General features: G+C 56.1%; 18 protein-coding genes and 1 other RNA gene. 13 read left to right on the top strand and 6 right to left on the bottom strand.

All coding sequences use genetic code 11. The features are described 5' to 3' along the window. Window positions 1-39: 39 nt before the first annotated feature. Complete coding sequence (locus GTGU_RS06505; protein ID WP_038155084.1) at window positions 40-1,755, bottom strand: SgrR family transcriptional regulator; 1,716 nt, start codon at window positions 1,753-1,755, stop codon at window positions 40-42. A gap of 125 nt (window positions 1,756-1,880) precedes the next feature. Between GTGU_RS06505 and cof the strand changes: the two genes are divergently transcribed. The 6 genes from cof (at window position 1,881) to amtB (ending at window position 8,747) form a co-directional block, all read left to right on the top strand. Further along, entirely contained in the window at window positions 1,881-2,699 is an 819-nt protein-coding gene (gene cof / locus GTGU_RS06500; protein ID WP_038155082.1) for an HMP-PP phosphatase, read from the top strand. Between the two features lie 167 nt (window positions 2,700-2,866). Then, window positions 2,867-3,325, top strand: coding sequence for an Lrp/AsnC family transcriptional regulator (locus GTGU_RS06495; RefSeq protein WP_038155081.1), 459 nt, complete (start codon window positions 2,867-2,869; stop codon window positions 3,323-3,325). 44 nt (window positions 3,326-3,369) lie between these two features. After that, window positions 3,370-5,142, top strand: coding sequence for a SmdA family multidrug ABC transporter permease/ATP-binding protein (locus tag GTGU_RS06490; protein WP_038155079.1), 1,773 nt, complete (start codon window positions 3,370-3,372; stop codon window positions 5,140-5,142). Further along, window positions 5,129-6,913 (top strand): SmdB family multidrug efflux ABC transporter permease/ATP-binding protein, encoded by a 1,785-nt coding sequence (locus GTGU_RS06485; RefSeq protein WP_038155078.1) that lies wholly within the window; start codon window positions 5,129-5,131, stop codon window positions 6,911-6,913. The genes GTGU_RS06490 and GTGU_RS06485 overlap by 14 nt, the downstream gene beginning before the upstream one ends. 178 nt (window positions 6,914-7,091) lie before the next feature. Beyond that, complete coding sequence (gene glnK, locus GTGU_RS06480; RefSeq protein ID WP_038155077.1) at window positions 7,092-7,430, top strand: P-II family nitrogen regulator; 339 nt, start codon at window positions 7,092-7,094, stop codon at window positions 7,428-7,430. Window positions 7,431-7,460: 30 nt separating this feature from the next. Further along, the gene (gene amtB, locus GTGU_RS06475) at window positions 7,461-8,747 is read left to right on the top strand and encodes an ammonium transporter AmtB (RefSeq protein ID WP_038155075.1); all 1,287 of its coding nucleotides are present in this window, start codon (window positions 7,461-7,463) and stop codon (window positions 8,745-8,747) included. A 39-nt stretch (window positions 8,748-8,786) separates the two neighbouring features. Here amtB and tesB read toward each other — a convergent pair whose 3' ends face one another. Then, entirely contained in the window at window positions 8,787-9,647 is an 861-nt protein-coding gene (gene tesB, locus GTGU_RS06470; RefSeq protein ID WP_038155074.1) for an acyl-CoA thioesterase II, read from the bottom strand. 213 nt (window positions 9,648-9,860) lie between these two features. Between tesB and GTGU_RS06465 the strand changes: the two genes are divergently transcribed. Beyond that, on the top strand, window positions 9,861-10,433 hold the full coding sequence (locus GTGU_RS06465) for a YbaY family lipoprotein (RefSeq protein ID WP_038155073.1): 573 nt from the start codon (window positions 9,861-9,863) through the stop codon (window positions 10,431-10,433). A 34-nt stretch (window positions 10,434-10,467) separates the two neighbouring features. Here GTGU_RS06465 and GTGU_RS06460 read toward each other — a convergent pair whose 3' ends face one another. Beyond that, window positions 10,468-10,779, bottom strand: coding sequence for an MGMT family protein (locus tag GTGU_RS06460; RefSeq protein WP_038155072.1), 312 nt, complete (start codon window positions 10,777-10,779; stop codon window positions 10,468-10,470). Window positions 10,780-10,967: 188 nt separating this feature from the next. On the opposite strand from GTGU_RS06460, the gene ffs reads away from it, so the two are divergent. After that, window positions 10,968-11,064: signal recognition particle sRNA small type (ffs, locus tag GTGU_RS24385), an RNA gene on the top strand. 57 nt (window positions 11,065-11,121) lie between these two features. Here the strand turns inward: ffs and GTGU_RS06455 are convergent. Next, window positions 11,122-11,517: a RidA family protein gene (locus tag GTGU_RS06455; RefSeq protein WP_038155071.1), complete on the bottom strand. Its 396-nt coding sequence runs from the start codon at window positions 11,515-11,517 to the stop codon at window positions 11,122-11,124. Between the two features lie 140 nt (window positions 11,518-11,657). Here GTGU_RS06455 and GTGU_RS06450 point away from each other — a divergent pair, with 140 nt between their 5' ends. Beyond that, a complete protein-coding gene (locus tag GTGU_RS06450) occupies window positions 11,658-12,278 on the top strand; it encodes a TetR/AcrR family transcriptional regulator (protein ID WP_051857306.1) in 621 nt (206 codons plus the stop codon). Here the strand turns inward: GTGU_RS06450 and GTGU_RS06445 are convergent. After that, window positions 12,242-12,670, bottom strand: coding sequence for a GFA family protein (locus GTGU_RS06445; protein WP_072011920.1), 429 nt, complete (start codon window positions 12,668-12,670; stop codon window positions 12,242-12,244). The genes GTGU_RS06450 and GTGU_RS06445 overlap by 37 nt on opposite strands. A gap of 295 nt (window positions 12,671-12,965) precedes the next feature. On the opposite strand from GTGU_RS06445, the gene GTGU_RS06440 reads away from it, so the two are divergent. Both GTGU_RS06440 and GTGU_RS06435 read left to right on the top strand, forming a co-directional pair. Continuing rightward, the gene (locus GTGU_RS06440; protein ID WP_038155067.1) at window positions 12,966-13,214 is read left to right on the top strand and encodes a hypothetical protein; all 249 of its coding nucleotides are present in this window, start codon (window positions 12,966-12,968) and stop codon (window positions 13,212-13,214) included. Beyond that, window positions 13,211-13,426 carry a hypothetical protein gene (locus GTGU_RS06435; protein WP_038155065.1) on the top strand — a complete coding sequence of 72 codons (216 nt, stop codon included), beginning with the start codon at window positions 13,211-13,213 and terminating at the stop codon, window positions 13,424-13,426. The genes GTGU_RS06440 and GTGU_RS06435 overlap by 4 nt, the downstream gene beginning before the upstream one ends. Window positions 13,427-13,574: 148 nt before the next feature. On the opposite strand, the gene yczR is transcribed toward GTGU_RS06435, so the two are convergent. Next, the gene (yczR, locus tag GTGU_RS06430) at window positions 13,575-15,002 is read right to left on the bottom strand and encodes a MocR-like transcription factor YczR (RefSeq protein ID WP_038155063.1); all 1,428 of its coding nucleotides are present in this window, start codon (window positions 15,000-15,002) and stop codon (window positions 13,575-13,577) included. An 87-nt stretch (window positions 15,003-15,089) separates the two neighbouring features. On the opposite strand from yczR, the gene yczE reads away from it, so the two are divergent. Next, on the top strand, window positions 15,090-15,683 hold the full coding sequence (gene yczE, locus GTGU_RS25315) for a membrane protein YczE (protein ID WP_038155060.1): 594 nt from the start codon (window positions 15,090-15,092) through the stop codon (window positions 15,681-15,683). 93 nt (window positions 15,684-15,776) lie between these two features. After that, a partial coding sequence (locus GTGU_RS06420; protein ID WP_038155058.1) for a beta-galactosidase occupies window positions 15,777-18,396 on the top strand: 2,620 nt, incomplete at its 3' end.

Genomic DNA, 18,396 nt, shown 5'->3' with positions numbered 1-18,396 from the left:
AGTCAAAAAATGAGGGTGCTATGGTAGCGCCAGAATGTCTCAGCGACCAGCTTCTTCACCGGAAGAGGCCGGAAGCCAGGCTTCGGTAAAATCAAACCAGCCGCGCGGCGTGAGTCGAATACCGTTCACCCCCGGCGGCGCGCTGACCCGATAGTGATAGTTGAACAGAGGCGTTAATATCGCACTTTCCATCAAATTGCTGACAACGCCCAGTAATGCCGTGGCGCGGGAGGCGTCATCGCGCTGACGCTGGACCGCATCCAGTGTGGCCTGCAAATGAGCGTATTGCGGGTGCGTCAGCACATTCAGCCACAGCGGATCGCAGCGTATCCATTGCTCCAGGGTATATTCCGGCGTTTCGCCAATCAGCCTGTCGCCCATCATCAGATCAGCACAGGCCATCGCCGGGCAACCATCCCAGGTTTTGGCGTCATGAAAAATTACTGTTAACTGGCAACCCCTTGCGGCCAGCGCCTGGCGGAGTTGTTCTGCCATCGTGTGAAGCTCCACCGGCAGATGGTAAATCAGCGTTAACGATGTTGGCAGCGCCACCTGTTCGTCTTCTGCCCATTGTGGGATCGGCCACCCGGGCAGCAGTTCATCGCAGGGAGTGATCAGGTTTTCATCAAGTGGCAGCGTTTGTAAAAGCGTCGTGCGGTGGATCAGCGCAATAACCCGCTGTGCCTGTGCTGGCGTGAGGCGTTCGCTTTGGCGGAGCGCCAGATAGCAAAATCCGAGGCTGATGCTGTTGCTGACCAGTCGCAGTTGATCCTGCTCTTCGGGTTTACCAATAGCGATTTCGATCGGATGACGGCAACTGGACCCCATATCTTTGATGAACAGTTGTGGGGTGATCCAGTACTCGATCGCCTGTAACAGCGGGTGGCTTAAATGATAGCGGGCGTGGCTCTCCAGCCTGACCAGTTCCGGTTCAAAAATTTTCAGCTTAAACGGTCCGGTGCCGAGTTCCGGGTTATCCGGGTGCGCCAGCAGACTGCAGTAACTGGCAAGCCGCCACGGTAACCAGTAATCGGGGTGATGCAGTGTAAAGGTCAGACATTGCGCATGGGTGATTTCAATCACTTTGACGCTGGCGAACAGTTCTCGCATTCGCGGCAGCGTCAGCAGCATCAACAGACGTTGCTGAAGTTGCGCGGTTTCAACCGCATCGCCGTTATGCCAGTGCAGCGTGGAGCGAATATAAAAGTGCCAGTGCAGCCCGTCATCACTGGCTTCCCAGTGATGAGCCAGATCGCCAACGGGCCGGGCTGAATCCAGTGAGAAGCGTGTTAAACCGGAAAAAATCTGCCCGACCAGGTGTTGCTCCGCACGGCCAGGCAGAAAACCCGGATGCAACGGATCGAGCGAGCGATAATAGGGGATACGCAGCGTCGGCGTATTATTCTGCCACTGACCGCCGAGAAATGGATGCAGCAGCGCTCGAAGCTCTACCGGCGCCAGTTGCGCCAGCTCCAGCGCGTTATGCTGTTGTCCTTCGCGGAGCGCCTGTTCCATCATCTGATTTCGCAGGGTATCAGGCGTTGTCAAAAAACGTAGCGTCCCGCGCTTACCGCGCCCGGATTGCGCCTGCCACTCCAGCCAGCCGGCGTCCTGCGCCTGACGCAGCAGCGTCCGGACGTGACGCTCACTGCAAAAACAGCGTTCAGCGAGCTCCGCCACCGTCACCTGTTGCGGCGCCCCCTGTCCGGGTTGCCACAGGCGCTGGAACTGATTCAGTCGGTTTAGCACTCTCATCGTGTGTCAGCCTCTCCGGTGGAACACAAACCCGGAACAATAAATATGAACTATTCACTATTACTTCCGTATATCCCGGATAATACTACCTCGCAATAGCTCATTTTTCACTCCGGGAAACGATCATGGCGAAACTGGCTGCATTTGATATGGACGGTACGTTGTTGATGCCGAACCACCTGTTGGGTGATGAGACGCTGTCAACGCTGAAACGTCTGCGTGAGCGTGATATCACGCTGGCGTTTGCCACCGGTCGACATGTACTGGAAATGCGTCATCTGATTGGGCACTTTGCGTTGGACGCGTTTCTGATAACCGGCAACGGCACGCGCATCCATTCTCTCGAAGGTGACGTCCTTCATCGTAGCGACCTGGAGCCTGACGTCGCCCATCGCGTACTGCATACCGTCTGGGATACCAAAGCCAGTATTCACGCCTTTAATGACAGCGGCTGGCTGACGGACAGAGACATCCCAGACTTGCTTCAGGCGCACGTATACAGCGGTTTTCATTACCAGATTTGCGATCTCAAAGCGCTGCCTGCCGGTGATGTCACCAAGATCTGTTTCTGTGGCGATCATGACGATCTGGTCCGCTTGCAGATGCAACTGAGCGAAGCGCTGGGCGAGCGCGCTAACCTCTGCTTCTCCGCGGTTGATTGCCTGGAAGTGCTCCCTGTGGGCTGTAACAAAGGCGCGGCGCTTTCGGTGCTGAGCGGGCATCTCGGCGTGGAGATGCAGGATTGCATGGCCTTTGGCGATGCAATGAATGATAGAGAAATGCTGGGGCTGGTCGGTCGCGGCGTCATCATGGGTAACGCCATGCCGCAACTCAAAGCGGAACTGCCCCATTTAACGGTTATCGGACACTGCCAGAATCAGGCGGTTTCCCACTTTTTGACGCATTGGCTGGACACACCACATCTTCCTTATTCCCCCGAATGACGAGATCCCTTCCAGCGAGCCGGATATCCTGTGATACCCGGCTTTTTTTATGCCACCAGCAGGTGTTCAGAGAACTTATCATTTTGTGCCCGATGCCGGGAAATCATTGTCGCTATTTAGCCTTTGAAATAGAATGAAAGGAGAAAAAAATTCTCCTGAGGTGGGTCGTGTTAGATAAAATTGACCGTAAGCTGCTTTCCCTGCTGCAGGCTGACTGCACCCTCTCTTTGCAGGAACTGGCCGATGCCGTTAATCTGACCACCACACCCTGCTGGAAACGACTGAAACGCCTCGAAGACGACGGTATTTTGCTCGCACGGGTCGCTTTGCTGGATGCTGAAAAACTGGGGCTGGGTCTGACCGCCTTTGTGCTCATTAAAACGCAGCATCACAGCAGCGACTGGTACTGCCGTTTTGTCACTGAAGTCTCGCAAATGCCGGAAGTCCTGGGGTTCTGGCGCATGGCAGGTGAATACGATTACCTGATGCGCGTACAGGTCGCGGATATGAAGCGCTATGACGACTTTTATAAACGACTGGTGAACAATGTGCCTGGCTTGTCGGATGTGACATCCAGTTTTGCCATGGAACAGATAAAATTCACCACAGCGTTACCGATAGAATAATTCTCCCGGCCTCAACCGGACAATCACGTTCAGGATCAAACTGTTTGCGTTTATTTGCTCAATTAAGCTGGTATTTCCGTCGGGAGTGGCGACGCTACTTCGGCGCAGTATCACTGCTTATCATCATCGCCTTTTTACAGCTCATCCCGCCGAAAGTGGTGGGAATTATTGTAGATGGCGTCACCGAACAACATTACACCAGCGAACGCGTGTTGATGTGGATCGGCACGATGCTGCTGATCGCCGTGGTGGTTTATCTGTTGCGCTATGTCTGGCGTGTGCTGTTGTTCGGTGCCTCGTATCAACTGGCTGTGGAGTTACGGGAGGATTTTTACCGTCAGCTCAGCCGTCAGCATCCGGAATTTTATCTCCGTCATCGTACCGGTGACTTAATGGCCCGTGCGACCAACGACGTTGACCGCGTAGTGTTCGCCGCCGGGGAAGGCGTGCTGACGCTGGTGGATTCCATGGTCACGGGCCTGGCGGTATTGATCGTAATGTCGACGCAAATCAGCTGGCAATTAACGCTGCTGGCGCTGGTGCCGATGCCGATCATGGCATTGGTGATCAAGCGTTACGGCGACATGCTGCACGAACGCTTCAAACTGGCGCAGGCGGCGTTCTCCACGCTCAATGATCGCACTCAGGAGAGCATGACCAGCATTCGCATGATCAAAGCCTTTGGGCTTGAGGATCGCCAGTCGGCGTTGTTTGCTGCCGATGCCGCGGATACCGGCGCAAAAAATATGCGCGTGGCCCGCGTCGACGCCCGTTTTGATCCGACGATTTATATCGCCATCGGAATGGCAAACCTGCTGGCGATTGGCGGCGGGAGCTGGATGGTCACCCAGGGCACGATAACGCTCGGTCAGCTCACCAGCTTCATGATGTACCTCGGGCTGATGATTTGGCCGATGCTGGCGCTGGCATGGATGTTTAACATCGTTGAACGCGGCAGCGCCGCCTACAGCCGCATTCGCGCGATGCTGGCGGAAGCGCCGGTAGTGAACGATGGCGAAGAATCCATTCCTGCCGGGCGTGGCGCGCTGGCGGTGGCTATCCGTGAGTTTCACTACCCGCATACCGAAGCCGCAACGCTGGAGAAAATCAACTTTACGCTGCAACCCGGGCAGATGCTCGGGATCTGCGGCCCGACCGGCGCGGGTAAATCGACCGTGTTATCGCTGATCCAGCGCCATTTCGACGTTGAGCAGGGCGATATCCGCTATCACGATGTTCCTTTGCCACGTCTGAAGCTGGATGACTGGCGCAGTCGTCTCGCGGTGGTGAGTCAGACTCCGTTCCTGTTTTCCGATACCGTGGCGAGCAATATCGCTCTCGGCAAACCCGGTGCGACGCAACAGGAGATTGAACACGCGGCGCGGCTGGCGAGCGTCCATGACGACATCCTGCGTTTGCCGCAGGGGTATGACACCGAAGTCGGCGAGCGTGGCGTGATGCTCTCCGGCGGGCAAAAGCAGCGTATCGCGATTGCCCGCGCGCTGCTGCTGGAAGCGGAGATCCTGATCCTCGACGACGCGCTGTCGGCGGTGGATGGCCGTACGGAGCACCAGATCCTGCGTAATCTGCGTCAGTGGGGAGAAGGGCGAACAGTGATTATCAGCGCGCACCGGCTGTCGGCATTGACCGACGCCAGCGAAATCATCGTCATGCAGCATGGCCATATCGCCCAGCGCGGAAGGCATGAACAGCTGGCGGCACAGTCGGGGTGGTATCGCGATATGTATCGTTATCAGCAACTGGAAGCGGCGCTGAACGATGCAACGGCAGAGGAGGCGACCCATGAAGAATCGTAACCGGGCGCAGCTCTGGCCGACGCTGAAACGGTTGCTGGCGTACGGTTCGCCATGGCGTAAACCGCTGACCATCGCCGTGGTGATGATGTGGATCGCCGCTGCCGCAGAGGTGAGCGGCCCGATGCTCATCAGCTATTTTATTGACAACATGGTCGCGAAGGATTATCTGCCGCCAGGAATCATTACTGGTCTGGCGGCTGCCTACGTTGGGCTGCAACTGCTGGCTGCCAGCCTTCACTATGCGCAATCGCTGCTGTTCAACCGCGCAGCGGTGGGCGTTGTTCAGCAATTGCGTATTGATGTGATGGATGCCGCGCTGCGCCAGCCGCTGAGCGCGTTCGATACTCAACCGGTAGGCGAGATTATCTCCCGCGTCACCAACGACACCGAAGTGATCCGCGATCTCTACGTCATGGTCGTCGCGACGGTGCTGCGTAGCGCCGCATTAATAGGCGCGATGCTGGTCGCAATGTTCAGCCTCGACTGGCGCATGGCACTGGTGGCGATCGGCATCTTCCCGGCGGTGATTGTGGTGATGCTCATTTATCAGCGCTACAGTACGCCGATTGTGCGCCGCGTACGTGCTTATCTGGCGGACATCAACGATGGCTTTAATGAAGTCATCAACGGTATGAGCGTCATTCAGCAGTTCCGTCAGCAGGCACGTTTTGGCGAGCGGATGAACGAGGCGAGCCACTCGCACTACCTCGCGCGGATGCAGACGTTGCGGCTCGATGGCTTTTTACTGCGTCCGCTACTGAGTCTGTTTTCCGCTATGGTGCTGTGCGGTTTGCTGCTGCTGTTCGGCTTTACGTCGGTTGGCACGATCGAGGTCGGTGTCCTGTATGCGTTCATCAGTTATCTCGGGCGTCTGAACGAGCCGCTGATTGAACTCACCACACAACAATCCATCATGCAGCAGGCCGTGGTGGCGGGCGAACGTGTTTTTGAGATGATGGACAGACCGCGCCAGACTTACGGCAACGACAACACGCCATTGCAGAGCGGGGCTGTGGTATTTGATAACGTCTCTTTTGCCTACCGCGATGACCGTCTGGTGTTGCGGGATATCAATCTGACCATTCCATCGCGCAGCTTTGTGGCGCTGGTGGGGCATACCGGCAGCGGTAAAAGCACGCTGGCCAGCCTGTTGATGGGGTATTACCCGCTGACTCAGGGAGAGATTCGCCTCGACGGGCGTCCGCTTTCTACGCTGAGCCATTCCGCGCTGCGGCAGGGCGTCGCGATGGTGCAACAGGATCCGGTCGTCATGGCCGAGTCGTTTTTTGCCAATGTTACCCTGGGGCGTGACATCAGCGAAGCGAGTGTCTGGAAGGCGCTGGAAACGGTCCAGCTGGCACCGCTGGCGCGCAGTCTGCCGGAAGGCATTTATACGCGCCTCGGCGAGCAGGGAAACACGCTGTCGGTCGGGCAAAAGCAACTGCTGGCGTTGGCACGTGTGCTGGTGGAAACCCCGCAGGTGCTGATCCTCGACGAAGCGACAGCGAACATTGATTCCGGTACCGAACGGGCGATCCAGCAGGCACTGCACGCCGTGCGCCAGCATACCACGCTGGTGGTCATCGCCCACCGACTCTCGACGATTGTCGATGCGGATACCATCATGGTGTTGCATCGTGGTGAGGCGGTAGAGCAGGGGACGCACCAGCAACTTCTGGAAGCGAAAGGCCGTTACTGGCAGATGTATCAACTGCAACTGGCGGGCGAAGAGCTGGCCGCCAGCGCTCACGACGAGTCACTTATCGCCTGATGCACCAGTATCAGGCAATCTCTTAAACATTAAACGCACCTGCACTGTCATGGTGCGTTTTCTTTACCATTCCCGCCTGGTTATCACGCGCGACGCCCGTTTTCCTGCCCATTTCATTTCTGGCATGCCCCTTGCTTTACTCTTCACGCCATTACCGAATTCTGACTGGAGAGGAACTATGAAGCTGGTTACCGTGGTAATCAAACCATTCAAACTCGAAGACGTTCGCGAAGCGCTGTCTTCTATTGGTATTCAGGGACTGACCGTTACAGAAGTAAAAGGCTTCGGACGCCAGAAAGGTCACGCTGAGCTTTATCGCGGTGCAGAGTACAGCGTCAATTTCCTGCCTAAAGTAAAAATTGATGTGGCGATTGCTGACGATCAACTTGATGAAGTGATCGATGTGGTCAGCAAAGCGGCCTACACCGGAAAAATTGGCGACGGCAAAATCTTCGTCGCCGAACTGCAACGTGTGATTCGCATTCGTACCGGCGAAGCCGACGAAGCGGCGCTCTAATTCCTGGTACACAGCGATAGGGATCGAAAAATGAAAATAGCTACGATGAAAACAGGCCTGGGGGCACTGGCATTAATGCCGGGCCTGGCGATGGCCGCTCCGGCAGTCGCAGACAAAGCCGACAACGCCTTTATGATGATTTGTACCGCGCTGGTGCTGTTTATGACGATTCCCGGCATTGCGCTGTTTTACGGCGGCCTGATTCGCGGCAAAAACGTGCTGTCGATGTTGACGCAGGTCGCGGTTACCTTCGCACTGGTCTGCATTTTGTGGGTGGTTTACGGCTATACGCTGGCGTTCGGTACTGGTGGCAGCTTCTTCGGTAACTTCGACTGGGTGATGCTGAAAAATATTCAGCTCACCGCGTTGATGGGCACGTTTTATCAGTATATTCACGTCGCGTTCCAGGGCTCGTTTGCCTGCATCACTGTCGGCCTGATTGTTGGTGCGCTGGCTGAACGTATCCGCTTCTCTGCGGTGCTGATCTTTGTGGTGGTGTGGCTGACGCTCTCTTATGTGCCAATTGCCCATATGGTCTGGGGTGGCGGTCTGCTGGCTTCCCACGGAGCACTGGATTTCGCTGGTGGTACGGTAGTACATATCAACGCCGCCATTGCGGGTCTGGTAGGCGCATACCTGATCGGCAAACGCGTGGGCTTTGGCAAAGAAGCGTTTAAACCGCACAACCTGCCGATGGTGTTTACCGGTACGGCGATTCTCTATGTCGGCTGGTTCGGCTTCAACGCGGGGTCCGCAAGCTCAGCGAATGAAATCTCCGCCCTGGCGTTCGTGAACACTGTTGTGGCGACTGCTGCGGCGATCCTCGGCTGGGTCTTTGGCGAATGGGCGCTGCGTGGTAAACCATCACTGCTGGGTGCATGTTCCGGCGCGATTGCCGGTCTGGTTGCTGTCACACCGGCCTGTGGTTACATCGGTGTCGGTGGTGCGCTGATCCTCGGCATCGTGGCAGGTCTTGCCGGGCTGTGGGGGGTTACAGCGCTGAAACGCTGGCTGCGTGTGGATGACCCTTGCGACGTGTTCGGCGTCCACGGTGTTTGCGGCATCATCGGATGTCTGCTGACTGGCGTCTTCGCTTCAACCGCGCTCGGTGGTGTCGGGTACGCAGAAGGCGTCACGATGGGGCATCAGGTGCTGGTGCAGCTTGAAAGTGTGGCGGTGACGATCATCTGGTCCGGTGTCGTCTCTTATATCGGCTACAAGCTGGCGGATTTGACCGTTGGTCTGCGTGTACCGGAAGAACAGGAGCGCGAAGGGCTGGATGTCAACAGCCATGGCGAAAACGCCTACAACGCCTAAAACAGAAAAGCCTCCCGACGGGAGGCTTTTTTCTTACCCTTAACTCCGGTTTCGCATTACCCCTTCCTGCACTGCCGAGGCGACCAGCACGCCATCCTGAGTGAAGAACTCACCCCGCACGAAACCGCGCGCACTGGAGGCGGATGTGCTTTCCACGCTATAAAGCAGCCATTCGTTCATATTGAACGGACGATGGAACCACATGGAGTGATCGATGGTTGCGACCTGCATGCCTTTCTCGAGAAAACCCACGCCGTGAGGCTGGAGGGCGACGGGGAGGAAGTTGAAGTCCGAGGCATAGCTCAGCAGATACTGATGAATGCGGAAATCTTCCGGCAGAGTGCCGTTGGCGCGGATCCACACCTGGCGTTTGGGCTCGGCGACATGGCCTTTCAGCGGGTTATGAAACTCCACCGGGCGGATTTCCAGCGGTTTATCGCTCAAAAACTTTTCCTGCACGGCGGGTGGCAGCAAATGCGCCAGGGACCGGGCGATGTCCGTTTCCGATTTCAGGGAGTCCGGTGACGGAGCGGGCGGCATCGGCATCTGATGTTCGTAGCCGGGCTCCGGTGCCTGAAACGAAGCGGTCATATAGAAGATCGGCTTGCCATTCTGGATCGCCGCCACGCGGCGGGCGCTGAAGCTGTTGCCATCACGCAGCACTTCAACGTCGTAAATAATGGGCTTAGCGCTGTCGCCGGGGCGCAGGAAATAGCTGTGGAAAGAGTGTACAAGACGATCGACGGGTACCGTTTCTTTGGCTGCATACAGCGCCTGCCCCACGACCTGGCCGCCGAACACCTGACGTAAGCCAAGATCCTCGCTTTGGCCGCGAAACAGTCCTTCTTCAATTTTTTCCAGATTCAACAACGTCAGCAGGTTCGTTAATGCCAGACTCATAGATAACCTCAGTAATAGAAACGCGGCGGCATGAGAATAACCAGATTATAACGCAGAATCAAAAGTGGCCTGTCGGGTGCAATAGTCTGAATCACGGGTCCTTTCCAGGCACAAATGTGAGATCTGTGCCACAATTATGCTCGTAAAGATTGTTCAGACCACTCAGTCCATAGAATTAACGTCTGTGGATGCATGGATGATAAGGAGAACATAATGAAACTCGTGCATATGTTAAGTGGTTTAGCGGTTGCGGTCGCGCTGAGTGCCTGCGCAGATAAAAGCGCAGATATCCAGACCCCGGCGCCGAACCCCAATACGTCTGGTGTGGCTACACAACCCGCTATTCAGCAACCTAATGTGTCAGGTACTGTCTGGATCCGTCAGAAAGTGGCGTTGCCGCCGGATGCTGTGCTGACCGTGACCCTGTCGGATGCTTCTCTGGCGGATGCGCCATCTAAAGTGTTATCGCAGAAAGCCGTTCGTACCGAGGGTAAACAGGCGCCGTTCAGCTTCGTGCTGCCGTATAACCCTGCCGACGTCCAACCGAATGCGCGCATTCTGTTGAGTGCAGCCATCACCGTGAATGACAAACTGGTGTTTATCACCGATACCGTCCAGCCGGTGATCAACAATGGCGGAACCAAAGCGGATCTGACGTTGGTACCAGTTCAGCAAACGGCAATCCCCATGCAGGCGAGCGGTGGTGCCGCCACCACAGTACCATCAACATCGCCCACGCAGGTAAGCCCGTCCAGCGCAACGCCTGCGCCGACGCAAATCCCATAACCTGTCTTCCGGCCCTCTCTGTGTGAGAGGGCCGTCAGTACACCCAGCGATACTTCTCCATATCAATCTTCCCACCCCCGGAGACTTGCACGCCTTCCGAGAGTAACGCCTGCCGTTGCCGTTGTAGATCCGGGCCGGTGAGCGAAATGGTGCCATGGCGATTGACGACCCGGTGCCATGGGAGCGTCGATCCTTCTGGTAAGCGTTTGAGTACGCCGCCCACCTGACGTGCAGCGCGCGGTGATCCTGCCAGCCGTGCGACATCGCCATAGGTTGTGACACAACCTTCAGGAATAGAGGCGACGATTTGCCAGACCCGTTGCGGAAAGGTGTCGATGGGTTCCATAGCACGTCCGGTAACAGAGAAAAATACAGGATAAGCTACGGTTACGCCCTTGTGAAGGTCACCTGCTGCCTGAGTTTTTATTCTGTTGCACAATAATCCAGCATCCGCACCGCCCTGGCTTGCAATTGCCGGACTGCACAGGGATAATGCGCCAGCGCGTTGGTTATCAACGCTCTCAATGGGGGCTCTGTTGGTTCTCCCGCAACGCTACTCTGTTTACCAGGTCAGGTCCGGAAGGAAGCAGCCAGAGCAGACGACGTGTGTGCCGGGATGTAGCTGGCAGGGCCCCCACCCATTTCAGCGATGTGCATAACCTCCGCCTTTTCTTTCCCTCTGTCTTTTTTAATGGCCTGGAATTCGGGCAATGACCTTAATTTCAAAATCGAATCCTGCAAGCCATGTCACCCCAACGGCTGTCCAGTTAGGATAGGGAGGTTGCGGGAAAATAGCCTGTTTTACTTGCATAATTGCTGGAAACTGGTTTTCAGGATCAGTATGAAAGGTGGTGACATCGATCAGATCGTCGAAGGTACAGCCTGCGGCAGCAAGGGTTGCTCTCAGATTATCAAACGCAAGCTGTACCTGAGCGGAAAAATCTGGCTCTGGCGTGCCATCAGCGCGGCTACCAACCTGGCCGGAAACAAACAGTAAATCGCCTGAACGGATGGCTGCAGAATAACCATGCGCTTCATACAGCGCATGTCGGTTAGCAGGAAAAACAGGTTCGCGCGGGATCATAACGTATCCTTTTTTCAATGAGTGGAAAATGCGGGAAGCACGGCACGTACAATTGGTTTAATATACGAGTCGTATGTGAAACGTATCTCACATACGCCGTGTATGTCAAATGAAATACAATATTCGTCAGAGGAGAACATATGGCTGCCAGACGCCGTGCAGAAACGATGGAAGAGAACCGCGCCAAATTGATTAAGGCAGCACGAAAAGCCTTTGCTGAGAAGGGCTTTGCCGCGGCATCAATGGATGAACTCACCGCCAGCGTTGGCCTGACGCGGGGGGCGCTGTACCACAACTTTGGTGATAAAAAAGGGCTGCTCGCGGCTGTTGTCAACCAGATTGATGGTGAAATGGCACAACGCGCTAAATCTGCCGCCGCGACCGCAGGTGATGACTGGGAAAGGCTACTGGCTGAAGGGGTCGCTTACATTAAAATGGCGCTGGATCCGGAAGTCCGGCGTATTGTTTTGCTTGATGGGCCGGCTTTTCTCGGCGATCCCTCGCAATGGCCCGGTCAGAATAGCTGCTTTGAATCTACCCGGCAGACGCTTACTACATTGATTGAGCGCGGCGAACTTAAACCGATGGATGCAGCAGCAGCGGCACACCTGTTGAATAGCGCTGCGCTGAATGCAGCGCTTTGGGTAGCGGCCAGTGACGATCCACAACAGGCGCTGCCAAAGATTATTGACGTTTTTACACGACTGGCGAGCGGCTTATATGCTCATGCTTTCTTATCCGACACGTCTGCCGGGGAATAGTGCAGATATCCCGCAACGCCGCCTCCGCCATCGGAAGGATGATGGATCCCTTCGGAGACGACCACTTCGCGGAAATCGAAGGGTGAGACGCCTTCGATACAGGCGACATTAACGCCATACTGATCAGGGTTCGAGCGTCGCTGGTGAAAGGTGTAAATGCCGCATACCGAGCAAAAATAGTGCACTGCCTGGCGAGTATTGAAGCGGTACTCCGTCAGCTTGTTTTTGCCTTTGAGAACCTCAATACCCGACAGCGGTGCCGAGACGGTCACTGCACCGCGCATCCGGCAAAACGAACAATTACAGCGGCGAATAGTGTGATAGCCGTCAGATAACTGAACAGAAAACTCTACTGCGCCACAATGACATTTCGCTAATAACTTTTCTGGCATCGTCTGTTGCTCCTAATGAAAGGTTGAAGGCGTTAACGCTGTTAATTATAGGATCTTAACCGAGTTTATTGCGCCGTATTGAAGTCTGGAGACTGATAAGCTATAGCACGAATAAAATAGACTGTCATATGGCTGAAATAATAATGTCATAATAACGTCATTATTTCGTCATAAATAAGAGGCAGAGTAATAGCAGGCGTATTCTTTTCAGGGATAAGTAAAAAATATATCACTGGAACAACGTGTTAACTTAGTGTATTAAATACATGGTATTTTAATCCGGGGACACGTTAACATGGCCACTGTAGTTTTGAATGTTAAAATCGACGAAGCCTTAAAAGAAAGACTCCGCCATTATGCAGAAGTCAATAACGAGAATTTGAGTACCGCAACAGAGAAACTGCTGCTGCTCGCCTTTGAAGCGGCAGAAGAGGCGGGAGTATCAGAAGATGACGTTGACAGTCAGCATACCGAAGAAGATGTAACTCCTTTTACTCCTAAAGAAATCAAAGCGTTACGTAAACTTCTGAAGAAGAAAAAATGAAACAGCAACTCTCAACAGCCAGCAATTATAACGAAGCCTGTGAGCTGCTACGCTCGGGTTACGTTAAACATGTTCGACTGAACTGGAATGTCGGTAGCGATGAGTTTTTCCGCATTGCTTCCGACTGGTGCGATACCGGTGCGAAAATCAAAAAAGATGGCGATAGTTTTATTATCTCGCTGAAAGGTTTTCCTGTCCCCCGGCAACACTAATTCTGTCATATTTATTTCACAATATGCTGAGATGATAAATTGCAATTACGACACTCTACTCATCTCATGTCATCACGGACGGTGATTCAGACGAACTCTTCGGGGTTCGTCAATTTCTTTTTTGCCCGGCGTCAATAGTAAATCATGATTATATTATTTTCCGTATTCGCGTTACCGGAAGCTGACCCGCCAGCGAATCCCACAATGGCTGTAAGGTATTAAACGCTGCCCGTAAGGCATCATCTTCCAGCGTGAAGGGAATGCGCAAATAACGATCAAACGCACCTGCCAGGCCAAACCGTGTGCCCGTACCCAGATGTATTCCGGCGCTTTCTGCCCGGGCGGCAAATAAGGTCGCCAGCATATCCGGCAGCTCAACCCAGAACGAAAGACCACCGTCCGGTAGGACAAAACGCCACTGCGGGAAAAACTCCGCCATTAGTTGACGACACATATCCCGACGGGTTGCGAGCATCTGTCGGCGCGCAGGCAGCAGCGTTGACGCGTTTTCCACCAGCCAGCAGGACGCGAGTTGCTCCAGCAACGGTGAACCAAGATCCAGCGTGTCGCGCGTCTGGATAAGCGATGCAATAGTGCGCGATGATGCGCGGATCCAGCCGAGCCGTAGCCCGCCCCAGAAACTTTTTCCCGCCGAACCGAGCGTGATCACCGGCGCGTTGGTATTGAACGCCGCCAGCGGTGGCGGCGGTGGTGTGTTGTACCACAGATCCACCATTGTCTCGTCGATCACCAGCGTAGTGCGCGAGCGGGCAGCGAGATCTGCCACGCGCTGCCGTGTGGCTCTGTCCATACAACGGCCGGTGGGGTTATGGAAATCGGGCATCAGGTAGGCCAGACGCGGAGCGGTTTGCGCGAACGTCGCGGTCAACCCGTCCACATCCCAGCCCTGTTCCGGCAACGACACGCCGACCGGGCGGCAGGAGGCGCCCTGAATCGCGGCGATCGCCAGCGGATAGGTCGGGTTATCGACCACCACGCGATCCCCCGGCCCGGTCAGATGGCGCAGGATCAGCGCCAGACCGCTGACGGCGCCGTTGACAATCATTACCTCGTCGGGACGCGTCTCCAGCCCTCGCTCGCAATAGCGTCTTGCGATGGCTTCCCGCAGGGCCAGCAGACCCTGCTGATCGTAGCCGGTACTGGTGAGGTGTTGCGGTAATACCGTTAGCGCATGGCTGAATGCCTGATGAATTTCCGGCCCGGCAGCCAGTGCGGCGGTGGAGAGATCCAGCGCCTGCGTCGCCGACATGCGGGTCGGTACCGACGGGCTGCGCTCCGGCAGGATCACCCGCGAACCGCTGCCATGACGGCTGACGATATAGCCTTCGTCGCGCAATTGCCCGAGTGCGGTGGCGATAGTGGTGCGACTGACCGCCAGCGCGCTCGCCAGTTCACGTTCGCCAGGCAAACGGCTGTCCAGCGCCAGTCGGCCGTCTAAGATCAACAGGCGCAGCGCGTCAGTCAGTTGCCGCCACAGCGGTGTACGTGAGGTGGTTTCCTGCCAGTGGCCGAGCAGGCGCACCAGCGATTGGGTTCCGGAACGACGAGGTGACATGGCAGTCCACTTTCTAAAAACTGGTCATTAATCATAATGCCATTTTTACGCATGATGAAAGCATCATGAGGTTATTTGAGGTGAAAAATGGGGCGTCGTTTGATTCAACTTTATACTGGCCTGATATTGTATGGCGTCTCGATTGCACTGTTTGTGCGTGCCGATCTGGGGCTGGATCCCTGGGATGTGTTTCACCAGGGCGTGTCATTCCTGCTATCGATGAAAATCGGCCAGGTGGTGATCCTCACCGGCGTGCTGGTGCTGCTGCTGTGGATCCCGCTGCGACAGCGCCCAGGGCTCGGTACCATCAGTAACGTTATCGTCCTCGGGTTGGTGGCGGACGCGACGCTGGCTATCGTCTCGCCGGTAACCTCGCTGTCACTCCGCATTACGCTGCTGGTCTCCGCCGTGATGATGAACGCTCTGGCGACAGCGCTCTATATCGGTGCCGGGTTTGGCGCGGGCCCGCGCGACGGGCTCATGACCGGGCTTCACGCGCGTACCGGTTGGTCGGTGCGGGCGATCCGGACTTGTATTGAGCTTTCTGTTCTGCTCATTGGCTGGTTGCTGGGCGGTTCAGTCGGGGTGGGGACAGTATTTTATGCGCTGGCGATTGGCCCACTGATCCAGCTCTGCCTGCCGTGGTTCGTTCGCCTGCCCGTAAGGCCGACACCGGCGTGATCTGACTCTCCTCCTGTGCGTGCGCCGCTTTACCCGCAACGTCGAAAACGGCAATGTGGCAGAAGCTTTTTTACGCATCACGATGAGGACAACATGACACAACTTCTGACGCTGCTGGCGCGCCGGGACTGGGAAAATCCGCAGGTGACTCACTGGCATCGACTTCCCGCTCACGCGCCGTTTCACAGCTGGCGCGATCTGCATTCAGCCCGTCGCGATGCGCCCTCGGGCTCACGACACTCACTGAATGGCGAATGGCAATTCTCATTCTTTGCCGCGCCGGAAGCGGTGCCGGAGCACTGGCTTAAGCAGGACTGTGACGATGCGGTAGCGATGCCGGTTCCCTCAAACTGGCAGATGCAGGGATTTGATACGCCGGTTTACACCAACGTCACCTATCCGATTCCCGTGACGCCACCACGGGTACCTGCACATAATCCCACCGGTTGTTACTCACGTACGATAGATATTGATCCAGCCTGGCTGGCTGGCGGTCAGACGCGCATTATTTTCGACGGCGTGAATTCCGCGTTTCATCTGTGGTGTAACGGACGCTGGGTCGGCTATTCCCAGGACAGCCGATTGCCCGCCGAGTTTGATCTGAGCGACGTGCTCACGCCAGGCGTCAACCGGCTGGCGGTGATGGTGTTGCGTTGGTGCGATGGCAGCTATCTGGAAGATCAGGATATGTGGCGGATGAGCGGTATTTTCCGTGACGTGACGCTGCTGCATAAACCTCATACCCACATTGCTGACTATCATGTCGACACGCAGCTGAGCGCCGGTTTTCATCATGCCACACTGGCAGCACACATGACGCTGCAGGGCGACGCGATGGCTGATGTCGAGGCTGAAGCCACGCTGTGGTGGGGCGATACGCCTGTGGCGCAACTGCGCCAGCGCCCTGGCAGCGAGATTGTCGATGAGCGCGGCGGCTGGGCGGAGCGCCTGACGCTCTCACTGCCTGTGGAAACGCCTCACTTATGGAGTGCCGAGCAGCCGAACCTCTACAGGCTGGTGGTGGCGCTGTATGACGCAGAAGGCCAGCTTCTGGAAAGCGAAGCCTGTGACGTCGGCTTTCGTCATGTGGCCATCGACAACGGCCTGTTAACGCTTAATGGCAAACCGTTGTTGATCCGTGGCGTAAACCGCCATGAGCATCACCCGGAAAACGGACAGGTGGTGGATGAAGCCACTATGCGCCGCGATATTGAACTCATGAAGCAGCACAATTTCAATGCCGTACGCTGCTCGCATTATCCCAATCATCCCCTCTGGTACAAACTTTGCGATCACTACGGGCTGTACGTGGTGGATGAAGCGAATATCGAAACTCACGGTATGGTGCCGATGAGCCGTCTGGCGGACGATCCGCAGTGGCTGCCCGCAATGAGCGAGCGTGTGACCCGCATGGTGATACGCGATCGCAACCATCCGTCGATCATTATCTGGTCATTAGGCAATGAGTCAGGGCATGGTGCCAACCACGATGCGCTGTACCGCTGGCTGAAGACCACCGATCCCACGCGTCCGGTGCAGTACGAGGGTGGCGGCGCCAACACGGCTGCCACCGACATTGTCTGCCCGATGTACGCCCGGGTCGATCAGGATCAGCCGTTCCCGGCGGTGCCAAAATGGTCGATCAAGAAGTGGCTGACCTTACCCGGTGAAACGCGACCGCTCATCCTCTGCGAATATGCCCATGCGATGGGCAACAGCTTTGGCGGTTTTGCCAAATACTGGCAAGCCTTTCGCGCTTACCCGCGTCTGCAGGGTGGGTTCGTATGGGACTGGGTGGATCAGGCGCTGAGCAAAACCGATGCTGACGGTAACACGTTCTGGGCCTACGGCGGCGATTTTGGCGATATGCCGAACGATCGCCAGTTCTGCATGAACGGGCTGGTATTTCCTGATCGAACACCACACCCGGCGTTGTATGAAGCGCAGCGTGCACAGCAGTTTTTCCAGTTCCGCCTGCTGAGTGCAGCGCCGCTGGTGGTGGAGGTTGAAAGCGAATTCCTGTTCCGTGCCAGCGATAACGAACAGCTGCGCTGGTGGATTGAGCGTGACGGCGAGCGGCTGGCGGATGGTGAGTGCACACTTACACTGGCACCGCAGGAAACGCAGCGGCTGACTCTGCCGCAGCCTGCGCTGTCGGCGACGTCAGGCGAGGTCTGGCTTAATGTAGAAGTGTACCAGCGCGCCGCTACCGCCTGGTCTCCAGCGGAGCATCTCTGCGCCTGGGATCAGTGGCTGCTTCCGGCATCGCTGGCATTGCCTGACAGACTTCCTGCCGGTGAGGCACCCGGCCTGCGAACAGAAGAAGAATTTTACGACATCGTTCACCGGCAACAGCGCTGGCGGTTCTGTCGTAAAAGTGGCGACCTCATCCAGTGGTGGCGTGATAAGCAAGCGACGCTGTTAAGCCCACTGCGTGATAACTTTACCCGTGCGCCCCTGGACAACGACATCGGCGTGAGTGAGGCCGCCCGTATCGATCCCAACGCCTGGGTTGAGCGCTGGAAAGCCGCCGGGTTGTATCAAATGACGTGCCAGTTGCTCGACTGTCAGGCGTATGTCTGTGGCGCGGCGGTGGTGATCGAGACACAGCAGGCGTGGTCTTATCAGGACAGGCCGCTGTTTATCAGTCACAAGCGCTGGCGCATTGACGGGCAGGGGATTTTGCATGGCGATGTTGACGTGCAGGTTGCCG

This window comes from Trabulsiella guamensis ATCC 49490, from assembly GCF_000734965.1.
In the GTDB taxonomy this organism is placed as follows: domain Bacteria; phylum Pseudomonadota; class Gammaproteobacteria; order Enterobacterales; family Enterobacteriaceae; genus Trabulsiella; species Trabulsiella guamensis.
The sequence above is the reverse complement of the archived record's forward strand: the minus strand, read 5'-3'. Positions and strand labels throughout refer to the sequence as shown.

Coding starts and splice junctions, on each gene's coding strand:
- yczR (WP_038155063.1), bottom strand. CDS start 15,002: ATGTCACCTCGTCGTTCCGGAACCCAATCGCTGGTGCGCCTGCTCGGC.
- GTGU_RS06505 (WP_038155084.1), bottom strand. CDS start 1,755: ATGAGAGTGCTAAACCGACTGAATCAGTTCCAGCGCCTGTGGCAACCC.
- glnK (WP_038155077.1), top strand. CDS start 7,092: ATGAAGCTGGTTACCGTGGTAATCAAACCATTCAAACTCGAAGACGTT.
- GTGU_RS06445 (WP_072011920.1), bottom strand. CDS start 12,670: ATGCCAGAAAAGTTATTAGCGAAATGTCATTGTGGCGCAGTAGAGTTT.
- cof (WP_038155082.1), top strand. CDS start 1,881: ATGGCGAAACTGGCTGCATTTGATATGGACGGTACGTTGTTGATGCCG.
- amtB (WP_038155075.1), top strand. CDS start 7,461: ATGAAAATAGCTACGATGAAAACAGGCCTGGGGGCACTGGCATTAATG.
- GTGU_RS06485 (WP_038155078.1), top strand. CDS start 5,129: ATGAAGAATCGTAACCGGGCGCAGCTCTGGCCGACGCTGAAACGGTTG.
- GTGU_RS06465 (WP_038155073.1), top strand. CDS start 9,861: ATGAAACTCGTGCATATGTTAAGTGGTTTAGCGGTTGCGGTCGCGCTG.
- GTGU_RS06440 (WP_038155067.1), top strand. CDS start 12,966: ATGGCCACTGTAGTTTTGAATGTTAAAATCGACGAAGCCTTAAAAGAA.
- GTGU_RS06455 (WP_038155071.1), bottom strand. CDS start 11,517: ATGATCCCGCGCGAACCTGTTTTTCCTGCTAACCGACATGCGCTGTAT.
- GTGU_RS06460 (WP_038155072.1), bottom strand. CDS start 10,779: ATGGAACCCATCGACACCTTTCCGCAACGGGTCTGGCAAATCGTCGCC.
- tesB (WP_038155074.1), bottom strand. CDS start 9,647: ATGAGTCTGGCATTAACGAACCTGCTGACGTTGTTGAATCTGGAAAAA.
- GTGU_RS06435 (WP_038155065.1), top strand. CDS start 13,211: ATGAAACAGCAACTCTCAACAGCCAGCAATTATAACGAAGCCTGTGAG.
- GTGU_RS06450 (WP_051857306.1), top strand. CDS start 11,658: ATGGCTGCCAGACGCCGTGCAGAAACGATGGAAGAGAACCGCGCCAAA.
- yczE (WP_038155060.1), top strand. CDS start 15,090: ATGGGGCGTCGTTTGATTCAACTTTATACTGGCCTGATATTGTATGGC.